General features: G+C 59.8%; 16 protein-coding genes and 1 pseudogene. 1 reads left to right on the forward strand and 16 read right to left on the reverse strand.

All coding sequences use genetic code 11. The features are described from left to right. The first annotated feature begins 84 nt into the window (after positions 1-84). Positions 85-567 carry an IS5 family transposase gene (locus tag RBB34_RS17450; RefSeq protein ID WP_306120563.1) on the forward strand — a complete coding sequence of 161 codons (483 nt, stop codon included), beginning with the start codon at positions 85-87 and terminating at the stop codon, positions 565-567. On the opposite strand, the gene RBB34_RS17455 is transcribed toward RBB34_RS17450, so the two are convergent. The 16 genes and pseudogenes from RBB34_RS17455 to RBB34_RS17530 all read right to left on the reverse strand — a co-directional run bounded on the left by RBB34_RS17455 (position 559) and on the right by RBB34_RS17530 (position 15,542). Next, the gene (locus tag RBB34_RS17455; RefSeq protein WP_306120529.1) at positions 559-804 is read right to left on the reverse strand and encodes a hypothetical protein; all 246 of its coding nucleotides are present in this window, start codon (positions 802-804) and stop codon (positions 559-561) included. The genes RBB34_RS17450 and RBB34_RS17455 overlap by 9 nt on opposite strands. A gap of 93 nt (positions 805-897) precedes the next feature. Next, on the reverse strand, positions 898-2,127 hold the full coding sequence (locus tag RBB34_RS17460; RefSeq protein WP_306120530.1) for a glycosyltransferase: 1,230 nt from the start codon (positions 2,125-2,127) through the stop codon (positions 898-900). A 12-nt stretch (positions 2,128-2,139) separates the two neighbouring features. Further along, positions 2,140-3,006 carry an ATP-grasp fold amidoligase family protein gene (locus tag RBB34_RS17465; protein WP_306120531.1) on the reverse strand — a complete coding sequence of 289 codons (867 nt, stop codon included), beginning with the start codon at positions 3,004-3,006 and terminating at the stop codon, positions 2,140-2,142. Beyond that, the gene (locus tag RBB34_RS17470) at positions 2,999-4,087 is read right to left on the reverse strand and encodes a glycosyltransferase (RefSeq protein WP_306120532.1); all 1,089 of its coding nucleotides are present in this window, start codon (positions 4,085-4,087) and stop codon (positions 2,999-3,001) included. The genes RBB34_RS17465 and RBB34_RS17470 overlap by 8 nt, the downstream gene beginning before the upstream one ends. Beyond that, positions 4,084-5,136, reverse strand: coding sequence for a glycosyltransferase (locus tag RBB34_RS17475; protein WP_306120533.1), 1,053 nt, complete (start codon positions 5,134-5,136; stop codon positions 4,084-4,086). Before RBB34_RS17475 ends, RBB34_RS17470 begins: the two co-directional genes overlap by 4 nt. A 173-nt stretch (positions 5,137-5,309) precedes the next feature. Beyond that, a pseudogene (locus RBB34_RS17480) lies at positions 5,310-5,444 on the reverse strand (IS3 family transposase); the annotation flags it as partial. Beyond that, complete coding sequence (locus RBB34_RS17485; protein ID WP_306120534.1) at positions 5,389-6,513, reverse strand: glycosyltransferase; 1,125 nt, start codon at positions 6,511-6,513, stop codon at positions 5,389-5,391. The gene RBB34_RS17485 and the pseudogene RBB34_RS17480, both read right to left, overlap by 56 nt. Further along, positions 6,500-7,585 carry a DegT/DnrJ/EryC1/StrS family aminotransferase gene (locus RBB34_RS17490; protein WP_306120535.1) on the reverse strand — a complete coding sequence of 362 codons (1,086 nt, stop codon included), beginning with the start codon at positions 7,583-7,585 and terminating at the stop codon, positions 6,500-6,502. The genes RBB34_RS17485 and RBB34_RS17490 overlap by 14 nt, the downstream gene beginning before the upstream one ends. 9 nt (positions 7,586-7,594) lie before the next feature. Continuing rightward, positions 7,595-8,473, reverse strand: a complete 879-nt coding sequence (locus RBB34_RS17495; RefSeq protein WP_306120536.1) for a glycosyltransferase — start codon at positions 8,471-8,473, stop codon at positions 7,595-7,597. Positions 8,474-8,726: 253 nt separating this feature from the next. After that, a complete protein-coding gene (locus tag RBB34_RS17500) occupies positions 8,727-9,359 on the reverse strand; it encodes a hypothetical protein (RefSeq protein WP_306120537.1) in 633 nt (210 codons plus the stop codon). Positions 9,360-9,713: 354 nt separating this feature from the next. Continuing rightward, positions 9,714-10,376 carry a hypothetical protein gene (locus tag RBB34_RS17505; protein WP_306120538.1) on the reverse strand — a complete coding sequence of 221 codons (663 nt, stop codon included), beginning with the start codon at positions 10,374-10,376 and terminating at the stop codon, positions 9,714-9,716. Further along, positions 10,373-10,813, reverse strand: a complete 441-nt coding sequence (locus RBB34_RS17510; protein ID WP_306120539.1) for an FdtA/QdtA family cupin domain-containing protein — start codon at positions 10,811-10,813, stop codon at positions 10,373-10,375. The genes RBB34_RS17505 and RBB34_RS17510 overlap by 4 nt, the downstream gene beginning before the upstream one ends. Continuing rightward, entirely contained in the window at positions 10,810-11,370 is a 561-nt protein-coding gene (locus tag RBB34_RS17515; RefSeq protein WP_306120540.1) for a GNAT family N-acetyltransferase, read from the reverse strand. The genes RBB34_RS17510 and RBB34_RS17515 overlap by 4 nt, the downstream gene beginning before the upstream one ends. Then, positions 11,367-13,190 carry an ABC transporter ATP-binding protein gene (locus tag RBB34_RS17520; RefSeq protein ID WP_306120541.1) on the reverse strand — a complete coding sequence of 608 codons (1,824 nt, stop codon included), beginning with the start codon at positions 13,188-13,190 and terminating at the stop codon, positions 11,367-11,369. Before RBB34_RS17520 ends, RBB34_RS17515 begins: the two co-directional genes overlap by 4 nt. A 58-nt stretch (positions 13,191-13,248) precedes the next feature. Beyond that, on the reverse strand, positions 13,249-14,268 hold the full coding sequence (locus RBB34_RS17525; protein ID WP_306120542.1) for an NAD-dependent epimerase/dehydratase family protein: 1,020 nt from the start codon (positions 14,266-14,268) through the stop codon (positions 13,249-13,251). Beyond that, positions 14,265-15,542 carry a nucleotide sugar dehydrogenase gene (locus RBB34_RS17530; protein WP_306120564.1) on the reverse strand — a complete coding sequence of 426 codons (1,278 nt, stop codon included), beginning with the start codon at positions 15,540-15,542 and terminating at the stop codon, positions 14,265-14,267. Before RBB34_RS17530 ends, RBB34_RS17525 begins: the two co-directional genes overlap by 4 nt. Between the last annotated feature and the right edge of the window lie 8 nt (positions 15,543-15,550).

Here is a 15,550-nt window from a genome sequence, read left to right on the forward strand (position 1 = left end):
CCGCGGCTTCTGAAAGCGCCGCACATCGAGGCCTGAAAGAAGACCGCACTCGATCGCTCGTCAAAGGGATCAAAAACGTCTTGCATCACGGGCGGCAACCAAAGAAGCCAAAGCGTCAAGACCGTCGAGACCGGCGGCCCCCGAGGCTACGACGCCGGCAAGAAGATCAAGGGCCGCAAGCGCCACGCCATGGTCGATACCGATGGCCGCGCCCTGGTCATCCAGGCTCATTCGGGCGGCATCCAAGACCGCGACGGCGCCGTCCCGCTGCTCAAGGCGTCGCGCAAGTCCTTCCCCTTTGTCGAAACCGCCTTCGCCGACGGCGCCTATGGCGCCCACAGGGTCGAGGACGCTACCTGCATTGCCATCGAGGTGGTCAAGAAAATCGCTGATCAGATCGGCTTCCAAGTCCTGCCGCGCCGCTGGGTGGTGGAACGCACTTTCGCATGGATCAGTCGCAACCGACGGCTGGCCAAGGACTTCGAAAGCACCATCGCCTCGGCCGAAGCCTTCCTCTACGCAGCATCCGTCATGCTGCTCACGCGACGACTGGCACGGTCAGCATGAGTTTCGAGTCGGACTCTCAGGAGGCGAAACCTCCAGCAATTCATCCTTGTCGCGACAAAAAAGCAAGCCGACAATCGCCCATGTCGCGCGGATGTCGAACCGGTCAAACATGTCGAGCATACGCGGAATAGCGGCACGCCCGCCCATTATGGCGTCGCCATAGCTTTTACGATCGGTTTGGTCGCGTAAGCCCCATAACAGTTCGAAGTCCAGCGAGATGACGAACGCGCCGCTCATGCGACGCTGACGCAATGGCGCTCAATGCCGCCGCCTCGAATTGGGAGCACTCGGATCGCGGCAACGGACCGGCAAAACTGCGGCAGCAACACTTTAAGCGGCAGTTGGTTCATTCAACGGATGCTCGTCTGCGCCTTCCAGGATTCGACGATAGATCGCCCTGTAGGCTGCAACGCCGCGCTCGAGCGAAAACACCTCTTCGGCAGCGCGGCGGCAGCGGGTAGACAGATCGGGATCTGCCAGCAGGGAATCGAGCGCATCGAGCGTTGCGTCCATGGCGGCGGCCGAACCGTCCGTGGCCAGGATGCCGACATTGTAGCGTTCGACGATCCGCGCCACATCGCCGACGCCGACATTGGCGATGACCGGAACGCCGCAGCCGAGAACCTCGCCCATCCGGGTGGGCGATCGACCCAACTCCGATATCTCGCCCCCCGCATAAAGCATCGCAGAAACCGCGTGGCCTTGCACCGTTGCCGGCATGTCGGCCGGCGTGCGCGCATACACCGCCAAACGCTCAGCCGTCAGCGCGCCGCCCTGCACGGCGGCGCGCACCCGGCCCGGGTTGTCGCGTGTGGCAATCTCGCACCGGGCATCGGGGTCGCGCCGGGCGGCCTGTTGGAAAAGCGCAGCGAGCCAATCGACCCGGAACCAGCCGCTCAGCACCGTTCCAACACAACCGTAAACGCGCTCCTGCGGCAGCTCGGCAGGCGGCTTGAAATGGTCAAGGTCCGCGCAAGTGGGGATCACTGTGGTGCGCTTGCCGGCGAGTTCCTTTGGATACTGCGCCTGCAGGTGCTCGACCGCGGCCTCGGTCAGGGAAACGACGCCGGCGGCATCGCGCAGGCAGATGCGCTCCAGACGCTGCAAGGCTCGATGGAGCACGGAGCCCCGCTTGATCCGGCCGGCCGTGATCAGTTCCTCCGGCCAGAGCGCGCGCATGTCGAAGATGAAGGGCGTTCCCGTAAGTCGCCAAACGCCCCAGGCCACGGCCGCGGGCAGATAGGACCGCGCGTGGATCAGTTCGGCCTTACCGGACCGCGCCGACCACAGGGCCCCCGCCCCCATCTGAGCCAGGCTCCACGCCGGCGCGATCAGGCGCGGACGCCGACGGAACCGCCGCGGGCGCCAGTCGATGCCGTGCGCCGCACAGTCCTCCCGAGCGCGCACCATCGCGGCGCTGTCGGCCATGTCCTCCGGCTTCTCGAAGGTGACTAGGATGATTGTATGGTCCCGCGCCAACCCGCGCAGGTAGTTCATCACCTGGCTTTGACCGAGCGGCTCGAGCAGGCCGTTGCGGGTGAGGTAGAGGGTGCGGGGCATGCGGAAGCCCAACTATCTGAAAATCAACGAACTGAACCGCCGCTCCGCTTCACGAGTTTCGAAGCGACCATGTGCAGACTCGGGGCAGTGCGTGAGCTCAGCAACATAGACCTTGACGCCGTCTATGAAAAAATCAACTCGAACAAACTCAAATTCTGACGAGAGCTTCCGTGCCATATCCAGCATAAGATGTAGATTGTCGGGTGCTGGCTCCCTTTCTCCAACTGGAAAATTGTATGAGATGTCTATCGGCTGCCATGTTGCTGTGTAGATCTTTCTCTTATGGTCCGAATGCCGCTCCGAGTCAACTTGAATGGCTTTCGGCTCGCCTCGGTAGCAAAAAACCTTGTAATCTTTCGTTGCTGCTCCGCTCGACAGCATCGGTTCGCAAACGATACGCCGCCTCAGATGCTTGTAGTTGGCTTCGCGGGCTGTGGTGTAGGGCGAAGTCGCCAGAGCGATCTGCAGCTTGTTTACGTCTCCTTCGGTGAGATGACCTTGATCGGCATCTACAAAAACGACCGAGCCGCTGCCATGCGCTGGCTTCAAAACGCAGGGCTTCGGAAGTTCATCTATAGTTATCTGGCTAACGTCATCATAGACCTCCGAGTGTGGAAGGGTGGCGTCCTGCCCCAACCGCTCAGCGACAAAGGACTTTAGGTAAACCTTATCTGATGTATATTGACGTAAGATATCGAGTAATTCTCCTGATGTCTTGAGAAAATACAGGTAATCGTTGAAGAGACCGCTACCCTTGCTCGGAAGGCGCTTGTGTGCATACACGAAAATTGTCAATAAGAAGAATTTATCCGTCAGCCGCCCTGTGGGAATGAGTTTTAACAGGCGGCGTAGCGTGTTCGTGATTCTTGCTTTAGGCATCTGCGAGGAGCCTTAAGTAGTGCGCCGCTTGCTCTTCTGCCGCGAAGTCGGCGGCGCGTGCTTTTAGATCGGTATTGCGCCATCTGTCACGTAAGGTTGCCGCGACCGCGCGTGCGATGGCCCCCGGATCGCCGACTGGCACCAGGCGGCCGTAGTCTCCGTCTGAGAGGATCTCCGCCGGGCCAGAGGGACAATCGGTCGAGACGACCGGCACGCCGGCGGCGAGCGCTTCGACGATGACGTTGCCGAAGCCCTCCCAGTTGGAGGACAGGACGAAGACATGGGCCTGCTGCAGGAACGTCACCGGGTTGGGGCGGAAGCCGGGCATCCACAGGCTGTTGGCGACACCGAGATCGCGGGCGAGCGCCTCCAGGTCGTTGCGTAGGGAGCCTTCCCCAAGAATGAGCAGCCGTGCGTCATGGTGGCGACGCAGCTCGGCAAGAGCGTGGAGGAGGACGTCGTAGCCCTTCTGCCGCTTGAGCGTGCCGACGGCGATCAGGCGCGTCTCACCCGCGAGCCAGCCGTTGAGGGCGCGGCGGTCCTCGTCGGTCATGGTGTCCGGCGCCATCAGGCGGACCGGGTTGTGTATGACTTCGATCTGATTGCGGGGCACGCCGGCGACCGCTCTCAGGCTCTCCGCGACACCATCGGAGACTGCAATGACACGATGGCAGGGCGCGTAGATACGGCGCCCGAACCGCTTCAGAGCCCGGCGTTCGAATGCTTTGAGCGAGGGCGTGATGCGAAAATCGACGTGCTCGCTCGCGACGAGGCGCCCGCGGTAGCCCGACAGGCGGGCAGCGAGGCCGGCGATTCCAGTGAGCGGCCACATGGCGGCGAGGAGGGCATCTGGCCGCTGTTCCCGCAGATAGCGTGTCAGCCGCAGAGGCGCTTGCCGCATCCGCGCGCAGCCGAGCGACCGGACAGGAAACCGCGCCTCCGCCTCTGCCAGTAGCTGCCCCCGCGCCTGCAGCAGCACGAAACTCACAGCGTAGCCCTGACGCACGAACTCCTCTGCGAGAACGAGCCGAATGCGTTCCACGCCTCCGCCGCGCAGGTCAGGCAGGAGGATGTCGATCATGTTCTTTTCATTGACGAAAAGGCCGCTTTTCCGAAACGATATAGGCGCGTCTCTTTTTGACCAATGATTGCTAGCCCATCAGCAATCAAGTAGGGAGCCGGTGCGCTACTGGGGTAAATGGCCAGATACTTAATGAGAAATCGCAACTTCCATGTTGCGCCCTGCGCAGTAGAGGGGCTTATCAGGAATAATGCAAGTCGCCGAACTCTCTTTATGAATTTTTTTTCAAGATACAACCTATCCGAAAGACTAATGTTGGCACGTGATGCGTCATGAATCTTATTCGTATATGAAGAAATTCTGCTCAGAATGAATCTGTTCCATCGAACACTGCCTCGAGCAACATTTCCCGTTCCAGATGTTTCTCTCTGGCGTCGAATGTAAACAAGAGGCTCTTCCAATGATACTACGTCACCGCTTAGAAGGCTGCGAAGCGCCAGCACTCCATCCTCAATAATGCCACCCCCCATGATTGAGTCAAATCTTAAGAAGATATCCTTCGCATATGCACATGTTGGTGATAAGAACGGCAACCTGTCTCTTTTTGCAAACTCAATTCTATTCCGTTCCCCAAGAATAGATTTGAATCTTGGCTGGCGCAACACTTTTTCGGCTCTTTTCGATTCGTCGAATAGTATCGCGCCGCTATGTATGCACGCTGGCTTTTCTGAATGCTTTTTCCATGCATTAACTATTTTTTCAGTTCGAATTGCGACGGATATGTCATCTCCCGCTGCAACAACAACGATCGCCCCATTACTGCACAAAGCAACCGCTTGCAAGTGTAGCGCAGTGCCCAAATTCAGCTCACTTCGTCGCACCCTTACGTTATGGGGCCCCTGATACTCCGACGCCATCTCTTGCATCACTTCGAAGGTCCGGTCTGTCGAGCAATCGTCCGAGAGAATGATTTCCAGCGGCTCGTAGGTCTGGGCGAAGGCGCCCTCGATCGCATCACGGATATATCGCTCTTGGTTGTAAGCGAATAGGGCGAAGGTGACCAACGGGCGGTCGGAGGTCAATTCAACGTCAGTGAACATCTCTTTCATCGTGTCATCTCGCGCAGGGGAAGTTAAGCACGAAGCCGAGAACCTCTATCAATACTGTTTTGCGACGACCTACGTAATGCGGACTTGCCTGAATTAGGCCCGCCAGCCGCCGATGCCTAAGCTGCCGTCAAGACAGTACTCTTGCAGGTTCACTTAAGTGGACTGCCGTTTGGCGTCAAGATCGCCTTGACCAGCGTCAGATCGGCCACCGCGCGCCGAATCTGTTTATTCTCTATTTGCAGCTTCTTGAGCTCACACAACAGCTCGGTGCGCAAGCCGCCATACTGCTTTCGCCAGCGATAATAGGTCGTTCAAAAAAGACTTGAGATATTTAACAAAAAGCAAGAAATTTTTACCGGGGAGCCTGATGAGGACGGATCTCGCGTATCCGTGCCGCACCGATTTAGCAAGCAACAAAACCCTAGCTGGGAAGCTCAAATCCGGCCAACAGGCATACTCCCTCATGAACTCGGACCTCTTGCATTGTTTGTCTGCGTTGCCGCCAAAATATGAAATGGCGTCTGCAGCGTAGCGGTAGGTCTCAGAGACAGATGCAATCATCTGTAGTGCTCTAGCTTCGTGTGCCCATTTGTCCTGTTGCTCGACTAGCCTAATCGGTCCGACATTCTCGGAGTGCGCGCGACGTAGGATGAGGGGACTTTCGACCCGTAGTGAGACCTTGCCAAGATGCCGGAATATAGACATGAGCGCCAGGTCCTCAAACAGGACCCTGTAACTGGGGAACGGCAGCCGGCAAAGGTCAACTGTCCGGAAACAAGCCGTCGCGCCAAGAAACCAAATGCGGTCATTCGCCCGGGACTTGCGCCGTCTCAAAACGTCCCTCTCAGAATCGAAAGTGTTTCCGAAATCGTCAAAGACAATATCATCCGCGGAGGCAACGACCACATCTGGTGGTGCCATTAGCATAGCCTGAGCCATAGTTTTGGTCCGCTCTGATAGCGATATGTCGTCACCGGAAGCAACGAGCATGAATTCTCCCCTAGCGAGGTGAGCGGCAGTGAGTATATGCGCGAGGGTGCCTTGATTATACTCATTCCGCCGTACCTGCACCTCATGCGGTCCCTTGTACGCCGCCGCCAACTCCTTCATTATTTCGAAGGTTTGGTCCGTCGAGCAATCGTCCGAAAGGATAATCTCCAACGGCTCGTAGGTCTGGGCGAAGGCGCCCTCGACGGCCTCGCGGATGTATTGCTCCTGATTGTAGGCGAAGAGGGCGAAGGTGACGAGCGGGCGGTCGGTGGTCTCGGTCAATCGGCGGTGTCCTGAGAGGGGATGCTGTCGCGCTCGGGCCAAGGATTGGGCGCAGAAAGCGGTGCGGTGCGCCACTCGCGCGCCGCGGACCTCACGCCAGCGCATCCCGCAGTCGCCACGAGGCTTCCGGCTCCAGGTGAGGCCCCATCGGCAGGCTCAGGACCTCTCCGGCGAGCTGCTTCGCCATGGGTAGTGAGTCCGGTGCGAGGCCCAGGTCGGCGTAGGCCTCCTGCATGTGCGGCGGGATCGGGTAGTGGATCAGCGTGCCGACCCCGGCCTCGGTGAGGCGAGCCTGCAGGGCGTCGCGCTCGGGGCTGCGCACGACGTAGAGGTGCCAGGCCGGCTCCGCCCACTTGGGCACCTGCGGCAGGGTCAGGCCGGTGCCCTCCAGCGCCTCCGCATAGGCGGCGGCGAGGGCGCGGCGGCGCTCGGTCCACTCGTCGAGGTGCGCAAGCTTGACGCGCAGGATGGCGGCCTGCAGCGGATCGAGGCGGGAGTTCACGCCGCGCTCGACATTCACGTATTTGCGGTCGGAACCGTAGTTGCCGAGCCGGCGGACGCGCGCGGCGATCTCCGGGTCGTCGGTGGTGACCGCGCCCGCGTCGCCCATCGCGCCGAGGTTCTTGCCGGGGTAGAAGCTCCAGCAGACCGCGTCGCCATGCGCCCCAATCCGCCGCCCCTTGTAGCGCGCGCCGTGGGCCTGCGCCGCGTCCTCGATCACGCGGAGGTCGTGCGCGCGGGCGATCTCGAGGATCGGGTCAAGGTCGGCGGGCTGGCCGTAGAGGTGGACGGGCATGATCGCCCGCGTTTCGGGCGTGACGGCCGCGGCGATGCGGGCGGGGTCGATGTTGTGGGTCGCGGGGTCGGTCTCGACCGGTTGGAGCGTGGCGCCCACGGCGCTGACGGCTAGCCAGGTGGCGATGTAGGTGTTTGACGGCACGATCACCCCGTCGCCGGGCCCGATGCCGCAGGCCCTGAGCGATAGTATGAGCGCATCGAGGCCGTTGCCCGTGCCGACGCAGTGTGCGGCGCTGCAATAGGCCGCCCACTCAGCCTCGAAACCCGCCACATCCTCGCCGCCGATGTAGCAGCCGCTGTCGAGCACGCGGGCGACGGCCGCGTCAATCTCGGGCTGGAGTTCGGCGTAGCCGGCGTGGAGGTCGAGGAAGGGGATCATGGGTAGCGGTCAGAGTGTCGCTACGAAATCGCGAAACTTCTCATACTGGTTTTCTTTCCTGAAATTCTTGTGCAGCCGCTTCTTCGCGCTCGCCGCAAAATCACGTGCCGCAATAGGCTCGTCCTTAACAAATCGCATAATCTGAGCAACGTCGCGCTCATCCTCATACGCAAAGAAATCGTTGCCCTCTTGCAAGCCGTCGGGATATTGGCCTTTTTGTGAAATCAATATCGCCCCATTGCCAATTGCCTCAAATATTCGCATGTTGCTGAGGAAGGTGCCATTGAAGTCCCCAAATGTGTTAAGAACAGCCTTCGTATTTCTGATCTCGTCATATAGTTCGTACCCGTATAGATTGTTCGAGGTGCAATCTCTTAACGCGCCCTTCGGCCACTTTAATAGAAACGGAATGTGCATTCCATAACGTGCAAGGCGTCCGCCTGGCCTGTGATATTGTTTGCTGTTTCCCACAAAGGCACGAAAACTGAAATCTTCTTGAAGTGTCACGTCTGCAACACGTCGCAGCATATCACGCCTTCCGTTAAAGACACCGCCAGCCTGACCATAGGTCATCAGGTCGTTACGCCTTTCATCCCAATTCCTTGATGCAAATTCCCGCCACGAGGGATCAGGTGAAGGCTGAAGTTCCGCGGCCCGGTAGCCACTGCGTATCCACTCTTCGACAAACGGGCGATGTAGAGAGACGTATCCGTGATAAGCACTGTTAAACTCCGGTAAGTCCTTTTTGATAAAGGCATTCCAGGCGACAGCTATTACTCCGAAATGTTGTCGCAGCTGTGTGCCAAAGCCTTGGGACACAAAAGGAGAGTGGTCGTAAACCACATCTGGCTTAAATTTGTCGATCTGTGCGAGTCTAATCTCGTCCAAGTTAGCGCTGTCAACGCCGTTCTCTTGCGCCCAAGTGTACTGCAATCTCTCGTAGTTCCAGACCGTGAAGAATACCTCGTCGTTTGGTCGATCCGTTGGTGGGATGAGGCGGTAGACAGATGCGTACCCATCACGCAGGAGGGCGTCATGTATATCGAAGAACGTCGAATGAGATCCGATGCCGCAGCGTCTTTCGAATGCGGGGATGTGCGGCGGGTACTTGTGTATACACTGATAAATTCTCACAATCGTGCTATCTCAAAAACCGTCTTCCGAAACCTCTGGCTATATGGGAAATATTACTTCTACCGTAGCGCGACGACTGCCTCTTTCTCTCTTCCATTTCTTGGTTAGTATTGCTTTTTTTGTCGAACTCCTTAATCGCTCGATCAAATCGGCCCCGTGCACCAATACAACGCCAAAATACTTCAAAATCGCTTCTCGCCTCCTCAAGGTGAAAACTCATTTTATGTGGCTTGTCGCGAAGAAACATTCTGATGTTTTCGTTCACGGTTTGGACAAAATCCAAACAAACATCGGCTTCAGGATCTTTGTTCAACATCAAAATGCCACATCGATATGCGCGCGTAATCGATCCCTGATACCAAGAGCGGCCGGAAAAGCTTTGAGCTACCTGTGCTTCGTTACGTTTAAGATGCACGAAAAAAGTATCACTTGCATCAAACCCGCTGTCAAGTCTTCCAAGAAACCAAGAAAGTCGATTGTCGGCCTCAATGTGTTCACTAGGATAATCTATCCGGTTAGCGCCCAATAGATGAACTCTAGTCTCGTGGCCAGACGTGTAGTTTTCGATATGTCTGCAGGCGCGGATAAATGCTTCGCTTCCACATCTTCCAGTGCACAGAATGAAGACATTGCGGTACATGTTAACCGGTCAACTCTCGAAACTTTACCATGATCCAAAATGCAGTCCGCGTCACCATAGGGATGCGAAGCCAACACCGTGCAGAGCTCTTTGGCTGAACGTGTCCATCTCGCGCCAGATCAAGCGGCTGATGAAGAGGCCGACGCGCGGTTCACGTAGCCAGTAACACATCCCGTACATGAGGATGCTGCTCCCCATGGCGGATGAGAGCATCCGCTCTGATTGTCGAAGACCTTCGGAGAGCCGCGATGGCATATTACGTTGGATTGGATGTCAAGCTCAAGAGCACGCACGTGTTCGAGCTGTTGATGCGCGTGCCCCAACTTTTCCATTGTGGGATTTTGTGGCTGGGGGTCAATTGAGGTTGCACCGAAAGGCGTCGATTGATAACTCTAAGGTCGCTCGATCAAAGTATTGCGTATCTGGAACCTCGAAGAAAGCTTGCCGACCAATTCTCTTTTTGGGCTTCACAAATTTCTCGACAAAGCTGTATTGAGGCCTATTGTTGTAATCGTCAAATATGATTCGGCATCCGGGTTTGGCATGAAGTAATGTTGTAAGGAGGCAGCACACCCTGAATCGCCCATCGATCAGGACAAGGTCTGGCTGATTGTCATGAATCCAGAGCCAGTCAGTATACTCTTGAAAACTTGCGATATTCGCGGCTCCAATCGGTACGCCCCAAGCGATGGTAGGCCCAATGTCGACATACTTAGCTTGAAGCCTCTCTGGATCAAAGTCGCCTCTGGTTGCGGCAGTAAGCCATGCCTCATCGCTGTCTACGCACGTGACCGTCGCATCGGTGGAACGGAGCACATATTGAGTAGATGCGCCTGTGCCATATTCTCCGTAATGCGTGCAGTTTGATATCTCTGACAAAAGGAAATTTGCTTCGTTGTCGAATAGATCGGGCGCGAGGGATGCGCTGGAACTGGGCCTCTTTCCCGCACGACGCTTCGTAAGGGGCCAGAGGAGGATGGGCGGGATAAGTTGTTTTGCAGCATTTCTGATGCTCAAGATGCTGTCTCCCTTTCTGTCTCCTGCACGAACGCGTTGTAGTCCCGTATATAGTCCGCCTCGTCGTAGGGCTGCGAGGCCAGCACCATGCAGACTGCCCCCTGGCTGAAGGCGTCCATTTCGCGCCAGATCATGCGGCTGATGTAGAGGCCGGTGCGTGGATCGCGGAGCCAGTATTCGCGGCGCTTGCGGCCGTCGTCCACGGCGATGCGGAAGCTGCCCGACAGCGCGAAGATGACCTGTTCGAGCTCATGGTGCGCGTGGCCGCCGCGCTCGGAGTCGACGGGGACGTTGTAGAGGTAATAGACCCGCCGGATCTGGAACGGCACGTGGTTGCCGCCCTCGACGAAGGTCAGGTCGCCGCGGGGGTCGCTGACCACGGGCAGCCCGATCAGGCGCACGCTGCCGTTGTGGGAGGAGAGGCTGTCGGCGGTCATGCAGTGCATGCGGCGGACTGCACGACCGCCAGGTGCGTCGGCCGGTCCGCGATGAAGCGGTCGCGCGTGTAGGTGAAGTAGACGTTCAGGTCGTCGGTTCCGGTTTCGGTGGCGCCGAAGCGGCGATAGAAGCGCAGGGCCGTTTCGTTCTGCCGCCGCGCGTCGATGCTCGCGGTCCGAAGGCCAAGCGGGCCGAAGGCGATGTCGAACGACAGGATGGCGCTTTCCAGCGCCGCCTTGGGCGGCTTGTTGGCATCGAGGATCCAGCTACCCCAGGTGAAGCGATCGCCGTGGATGTCGTAGAGCCGGACGGTGCCGCAGTGCGTGCCGTCGCGCCGCTCGATGATGTAGTAGGCCTCGAGCCCCTCGGCCTCGCGCCGCTTGTAGCGCTCGATCCAGGCGCGCTGATCCGCGACCGTGCCGGAGACGGGCGACAGATGCGTGTTGTGGCGCGGGTCCGTCCGCAAGCCGTGCAGATAGGCGGCGTCCTCCGGCGTTACCAGGCGCAGGCGGAGCTGTAATCCTTCAGCACAGGCGGGGATCTGCCTGGCGCTCATGCTGCCTCCGCCAGCCGCGCGATGCTCTGAAAGTGTGCATTGCCCTCCATCAGCGCAGACCAGGTGTCGCAGCCGACGAGGCGGCCCTTGACCAGCACGGCGATCCTGTCGCAGCGCTGAACCGTGCTCAGGCGGTGCGCGATCATCACCACCGTCTTGTCGCCGGGCAGGGCGTCGATGGCGGCTATAACCTCGGCCTCGGTGAGGTTGTCGAGCGCGCTGGTGGCCTCGTCGAACACGATGAGATCGGCGTCGTGGTAGAGCGCACGGGCGATGCCGATGCGCTGGCGCTGGCCGCCAGAGAGTCGAATACCGCGCTCGCCGACATGGGTCTGATAGCCTTGCGGCAACTCATCTTCGATGAATCGATCGATCCGCGCGATCCGCGCGGCCTTCAGGACGCGGTCATGGTCAATCGAAGCTGGCGGCACACCGAGCGCGATGTTCTCCGCGACCGGGGCATCGGTCAATAAGATGTCCTGCGGGACGTAGCCGACCCCCTGCATCCACGACCGCACATTCTCGGACGTGATCTCGACGTCGTCCGCAACCAGACGGCCCTGATCCGGCTCCAGAAGGCCCAGGATGACATCTGCCAGCGTGGTCTTGCCGGCCCCTGTGCTTCCCACGATCCCGATCTTTTCGCCGGCACGGATGGACAGGCAGATATCACGCACGCCCGCCTGATCGGCGTTGGGATAGCTGTAGGAAATCCCGTCCAGAACAAGCGACGACTTCAGTCCAAGGCCCTCGCTGCAGATCCTGGGAAGCCGGGCTGCCGCCTTGCGGAGCACGAGGTCTTCGTACACCGCATCGACAGCGGCCGAACCCGCCTGAATCTGCGCGAGGGACTGGTAGAGCTTGGACAGTTCCGGCATCAGGCGCTGTCCGGCAAAGGCGAAAACGCCAAGAACGGGTAACAGTCCGCCAAGCGCTGCCCCTGAGGCCAGACCGGCAGGGTCGATCAGGACCAGACAAAGGACGATGATTCCACCGAAGGCCACGGCCTGAAGGGCGAGTTGCGGCACTTGCGAAAACACGGCCACCCTGACCTGCGTTCTGGCCATCCGCGTGGACGGGGTGGCAAAACGATCCAGATAGGCCGTCTCGCGGCCCAGCAGCCTGATGTCCTTGATGCCCGTGAGTGCCTCATTGGCCAGCCGGAACCTCTGCCGATTGGTCTCGACCCGAATCTGACCAAGCCGCTTCAGAACTCGGCGCGTGCCAATGTAGATCAGGCCGTAGATCGCTCCGAGAACCGCAAAGGCGGTCACGGCAATCAAGGGCTCGACCCAAAGCAGCAGACCGACGATGGCAAGAGTCGTTAGGCAGGCCGCGATGAACTGAGCAGCAGGCCGCAAGAACTGTCCCACGACCTGACCGGACTCGGCGAGCACACGCGGCCCCATCTCGCCTGAGTGGCGATTGAGGAAGAATTCATAGGGCTGGGCGAGATAGCTCGCGAGCAGGCGGTGGCTGATCGAGTGGACACGCATCATCGCAAAGCGCGCCACGGCCCAGGTCTTGGTGATCTGGATCGCGCTTGACAGCACGATGACGGCAAAGGACGCGACCCCCAGCCCGACCAGAAACCAGTAGACCGACGTGAAACCGAACATGTCGTAGGCCCAGGCCAGGGAACGCGTCGTCTCGATGCGCGATGGATCGGCCAGCACGGCAAGAAAGGGCATGACCGATGCTACCATCACGGCCGACGCAAGGGCGCCGACAATGATGACCCCGAGCACGATCCATGCATTGCGCCGTTCCCTGCCGTCGAGGAGCGCCCAGGCTTTCTTCCATGTCGACAGGTCAATCATGTCAGACGCTCAAAGCGCGGGGAGCAATCGATTCTCACTGGGAGCGCTCCTGGCAAAGTCACGCCATCGCTCCGTACATCGTGCGATGCCAGCGCACGAACTTCGCAACGCCTTGCCTGACCGGAGTCTCGGGCTTGTACCCTGTCAGCCTCATCAGCAGCGATGCATCGGCCCATGTCGCGGGCACGTCGCCCGGCTGGATCTCCATGAAGTTTTTTTCGGCCTCGATCCCAAGTTCGGCCTCGATCGCCTCGATGAAGTCGAGAAGCCTCACCTTTTCGGAATTGCCGATATTCACGATTCTGAACGGGGCGACGGGCGACAGGCTGTCGCCGTCTTCGATCGCCTCGGGCGAGGACGGCCGCTCCGGCACCACGTCGATCAGCAGCCTGATGGCGCGGGCGAGATCGTCGACATAGGTGAAGTCGCGATACATCTCACCGTGATTGTAGACATCGATCGGTTGGCCCCTGAGCATGGCTTCGGTGAACCTGAACAGCGCCATGTCCGGCCGGCCCCACGGCCCATAGACCGTGAAGAACCGGAACAGGGTCGTCGGCAGATCCCACAGATGCGCATAGGAATGGGCCATCGCCTCATTGGCCTTCTTCGTCGCCGCATAGATCGTCAGCTGCGTGTCGGCCTTCTGCGTTTCGGTAAAGGGCATGTCCTCATTGGCCCCATAGACCGAAGACGTCGAGGCCATCAGCAGGTGGCCGACCTTCAGCTTGCGCGCGGCCTCCATCACGTTGAACGTGCCGACGATGTTGCTGTCGACATAGGCACGCGGGTTTTCGAGCGAATAACGCACGCCAGCCTGGGCGGCGAGATGGACGATCACTTCCGGGGCAAAGCCCTCGGACACCGACCACAGCGTCTCGTCGTCCTCGAGCATGGCTTCGGTCGCCGTGAAATTCGGCGTCTGATGGAGCATCTGGTGCCGGCGCCGCTTGAGGGCGACGTCATAATAATCGGTCATCCCGTCATAGCCGTGCACGCGAAACCCGTCCTCGAGCAGGCGCCTTGCCAGGTGGAACCCGATGAAGCCGGCCGTGCCGGTGACGAGAACCCGTCTCACAACCGGCCATCGCTTTCATCGCGCGCAAAAAGGCCCTTGACGTCGAACAGCACGGCCCCCGGCTTGCCCAGTTCGCGGATGCCGGCGGCGCCCAGCTCGGCGAACTCGCGATGACCGACGGCGACGATCATCGCGTCATAGCTCTGCGCGTCGGGCCGGCCCTCGACAAGTTGCACGCCGAACTCGGCCCGCGCCTCGGCCGCGTCGACCCACGGATCCCAGACATCGACCCTGGCATTGGCGTCTTGCAGACCCCTGATGATGTCGATCACCCGCGAATTGCGCAGGTCGGGGCAGTTCTCCTTGAAGGTCAGCCCCATCACCAGGACCCGGCTTCCGACAACCGGAAACCCGCGGCGCATCATCAGCCGCGCGACGCGATCGGCGATGTGCTCGCCCATGCCGTCATTGATCCGCCGCCCGGCCAGGATGACCTGCGGATGATAGCCCGCCTCCTCGGCGCGATGGGTCAGATAATAGGGATCGACGCCGACGCAGTGTCCGCCGACCAGGCCGGGGCGAAAGGGCAGGAAGTTCCACTTCGTCGAGGCCGCCTGCAGAACATCGAGCGTATCGAGCCCCAGCCGGTGGAAGATGACGGCCAGTTCGTTCATCAGCGCGATGTTGAGATCGCGCTGGGTGTTCTCGATCACCTTGGCCGCCTCGGCCACCTCGATCGACGGCGCCTTGTGCGTGCCCGAGGGCACGATCGCCGCATAGAGCGCGTCGACGGCATCGGCGACCGCCGGGGTCGAACCGGCCGTCACCTTGACGATCGTCGTCAGACGATGCTCGCGATCGCCGGGATTGGCGCGCTCGGGGCTGTAGCCGACAAAGAAATCCCGATTAAAGATGAGCCCGGAGGCGCGCTCGAGGATCGGCACGCAGACCTCGCGCGTGCATCCGGGAAACACCGTCGATTCGAAGATCACCAGCGCGCCCTCGCCCATCGCCCGGCCGACCGTCTCGGTCGCGGCCTTGAGAACGGACAGATCCGGCCGCTTGGCCCTGTCGATGGGCGTGGGCACCGAGACGATGAAGATGCCGCACGAGGCCAGATCGGCTTCATTTGAGGTGAAATCGATCCGTTCGGCTGCGGCCAGTTCGTCGGTGTCCACCTCGCGGGTCGCGTCATGGCCGGCCCGAAGCTGCACGACGCGTTCGGGCTTGATGTCAAAGCCGAGCACGGGGCGCTGCCTGGCAAATTCGACCGCCAGAGGTAGCCCGACATAGCCAAGCCCGATCACCGCAATGCGCCTGCCCTCGAGCGACAGGCCCGCGC

The organism is Roseitalea sp. MMSF_3546 (assembly GCF_030732865.1).
GTDB lineage: Bacteria > Pseudomonadota > Alphaproteobacteria > Rhizobiales > Rhizobiaceae > Roseitalea.

What these genes read in the sequence shown, in the direction of transcription:
- RBB34_RS17520 (WP_306120541.1), bottom strand. Translation starts at nt 13,190, where the DNA reads ATGATTGACCTGTCGACATGGAAGAAAGCCTGGGCGCTCCTCGACGGC.
- RBB34_RS17465 (WP_306120531.1), bottom strand. Translation starts at nt 3,006, where the DNA reads ATGCCTAAAGCAAGAATCACGAACACGCTACGCCGCCTGTTAAAACTC.
- RBB34_RS17460 (WP_306120530.1), bottom strand. Translation starts at nt 2,127, where the DNA reads ATGCCCCGCACCCTCTACCTCACCCGCAACGGCCTGCTCGAGCCGCTC.
- RBB34_RS17455 (WP_306120529.1), bottom strand. Translation starts at nt 804, where the DNA reads ATGAGCGGCGCGTTCGTCATCTCGCTGGACTTCGAACTGTTATGGGGC.
- RBB34_RS17500 (WP_306120537.1), bottom strand. Translation starts at nt 9,359, where the DNA reads ATGTACCGCAATGTCTTCATTCTGTGCACTGGAAGATGTGGAAGCGAA.
- RBB34_RS17510 (WP_306120539.1), bottom strand. Translation starts at nt 10,813, where the DNA reads ATGACCGCCGACAGCCTCTCCTCCCACAACGGCAGCGTGCGCCTGATC.
- RBB34_RS17490 (WP_306120535.1), bottom strand. Translation starts at nt 7,585, where the DNA reads ATGATCCCCTTCCTCGACCTCCACGCCGGCTACGCCGAACTCCAGCCC.
- RBB34_RS17515 (WP_306120540.1), bottom strand. Translation starts at nt 11,370, where the DNA reads ATGAGCGCCAGGCAGATCCCCGCCTGTGCTGAAGGATTACAGCTCCGC.
- RBB34_RS17485 (WP_306120534.1), bottom strand. Translation starts at nt 6,513, where the DNA reads ATGCGCTGGCGTGAGGTCCGCGGCGCGCGAGTGGCGCACCGCACCGCT.
- RBB34_RS17470 (WP_306120532.1), bottom strand. Translation starts at nt 4,087, where the DNA reads ATGATCGACATCCTCCTGCCTGACCTGCGCGGCGGAGGCGTGGAACGC.
- RBB34_RS17475 (WP_306120533.1), bottom strand. Translation starts at nt 5,136, where the DNA reads ATGAAAGAGATGTTCACTGACGTTGAATTGACCTCCGACCGCCCGTTG.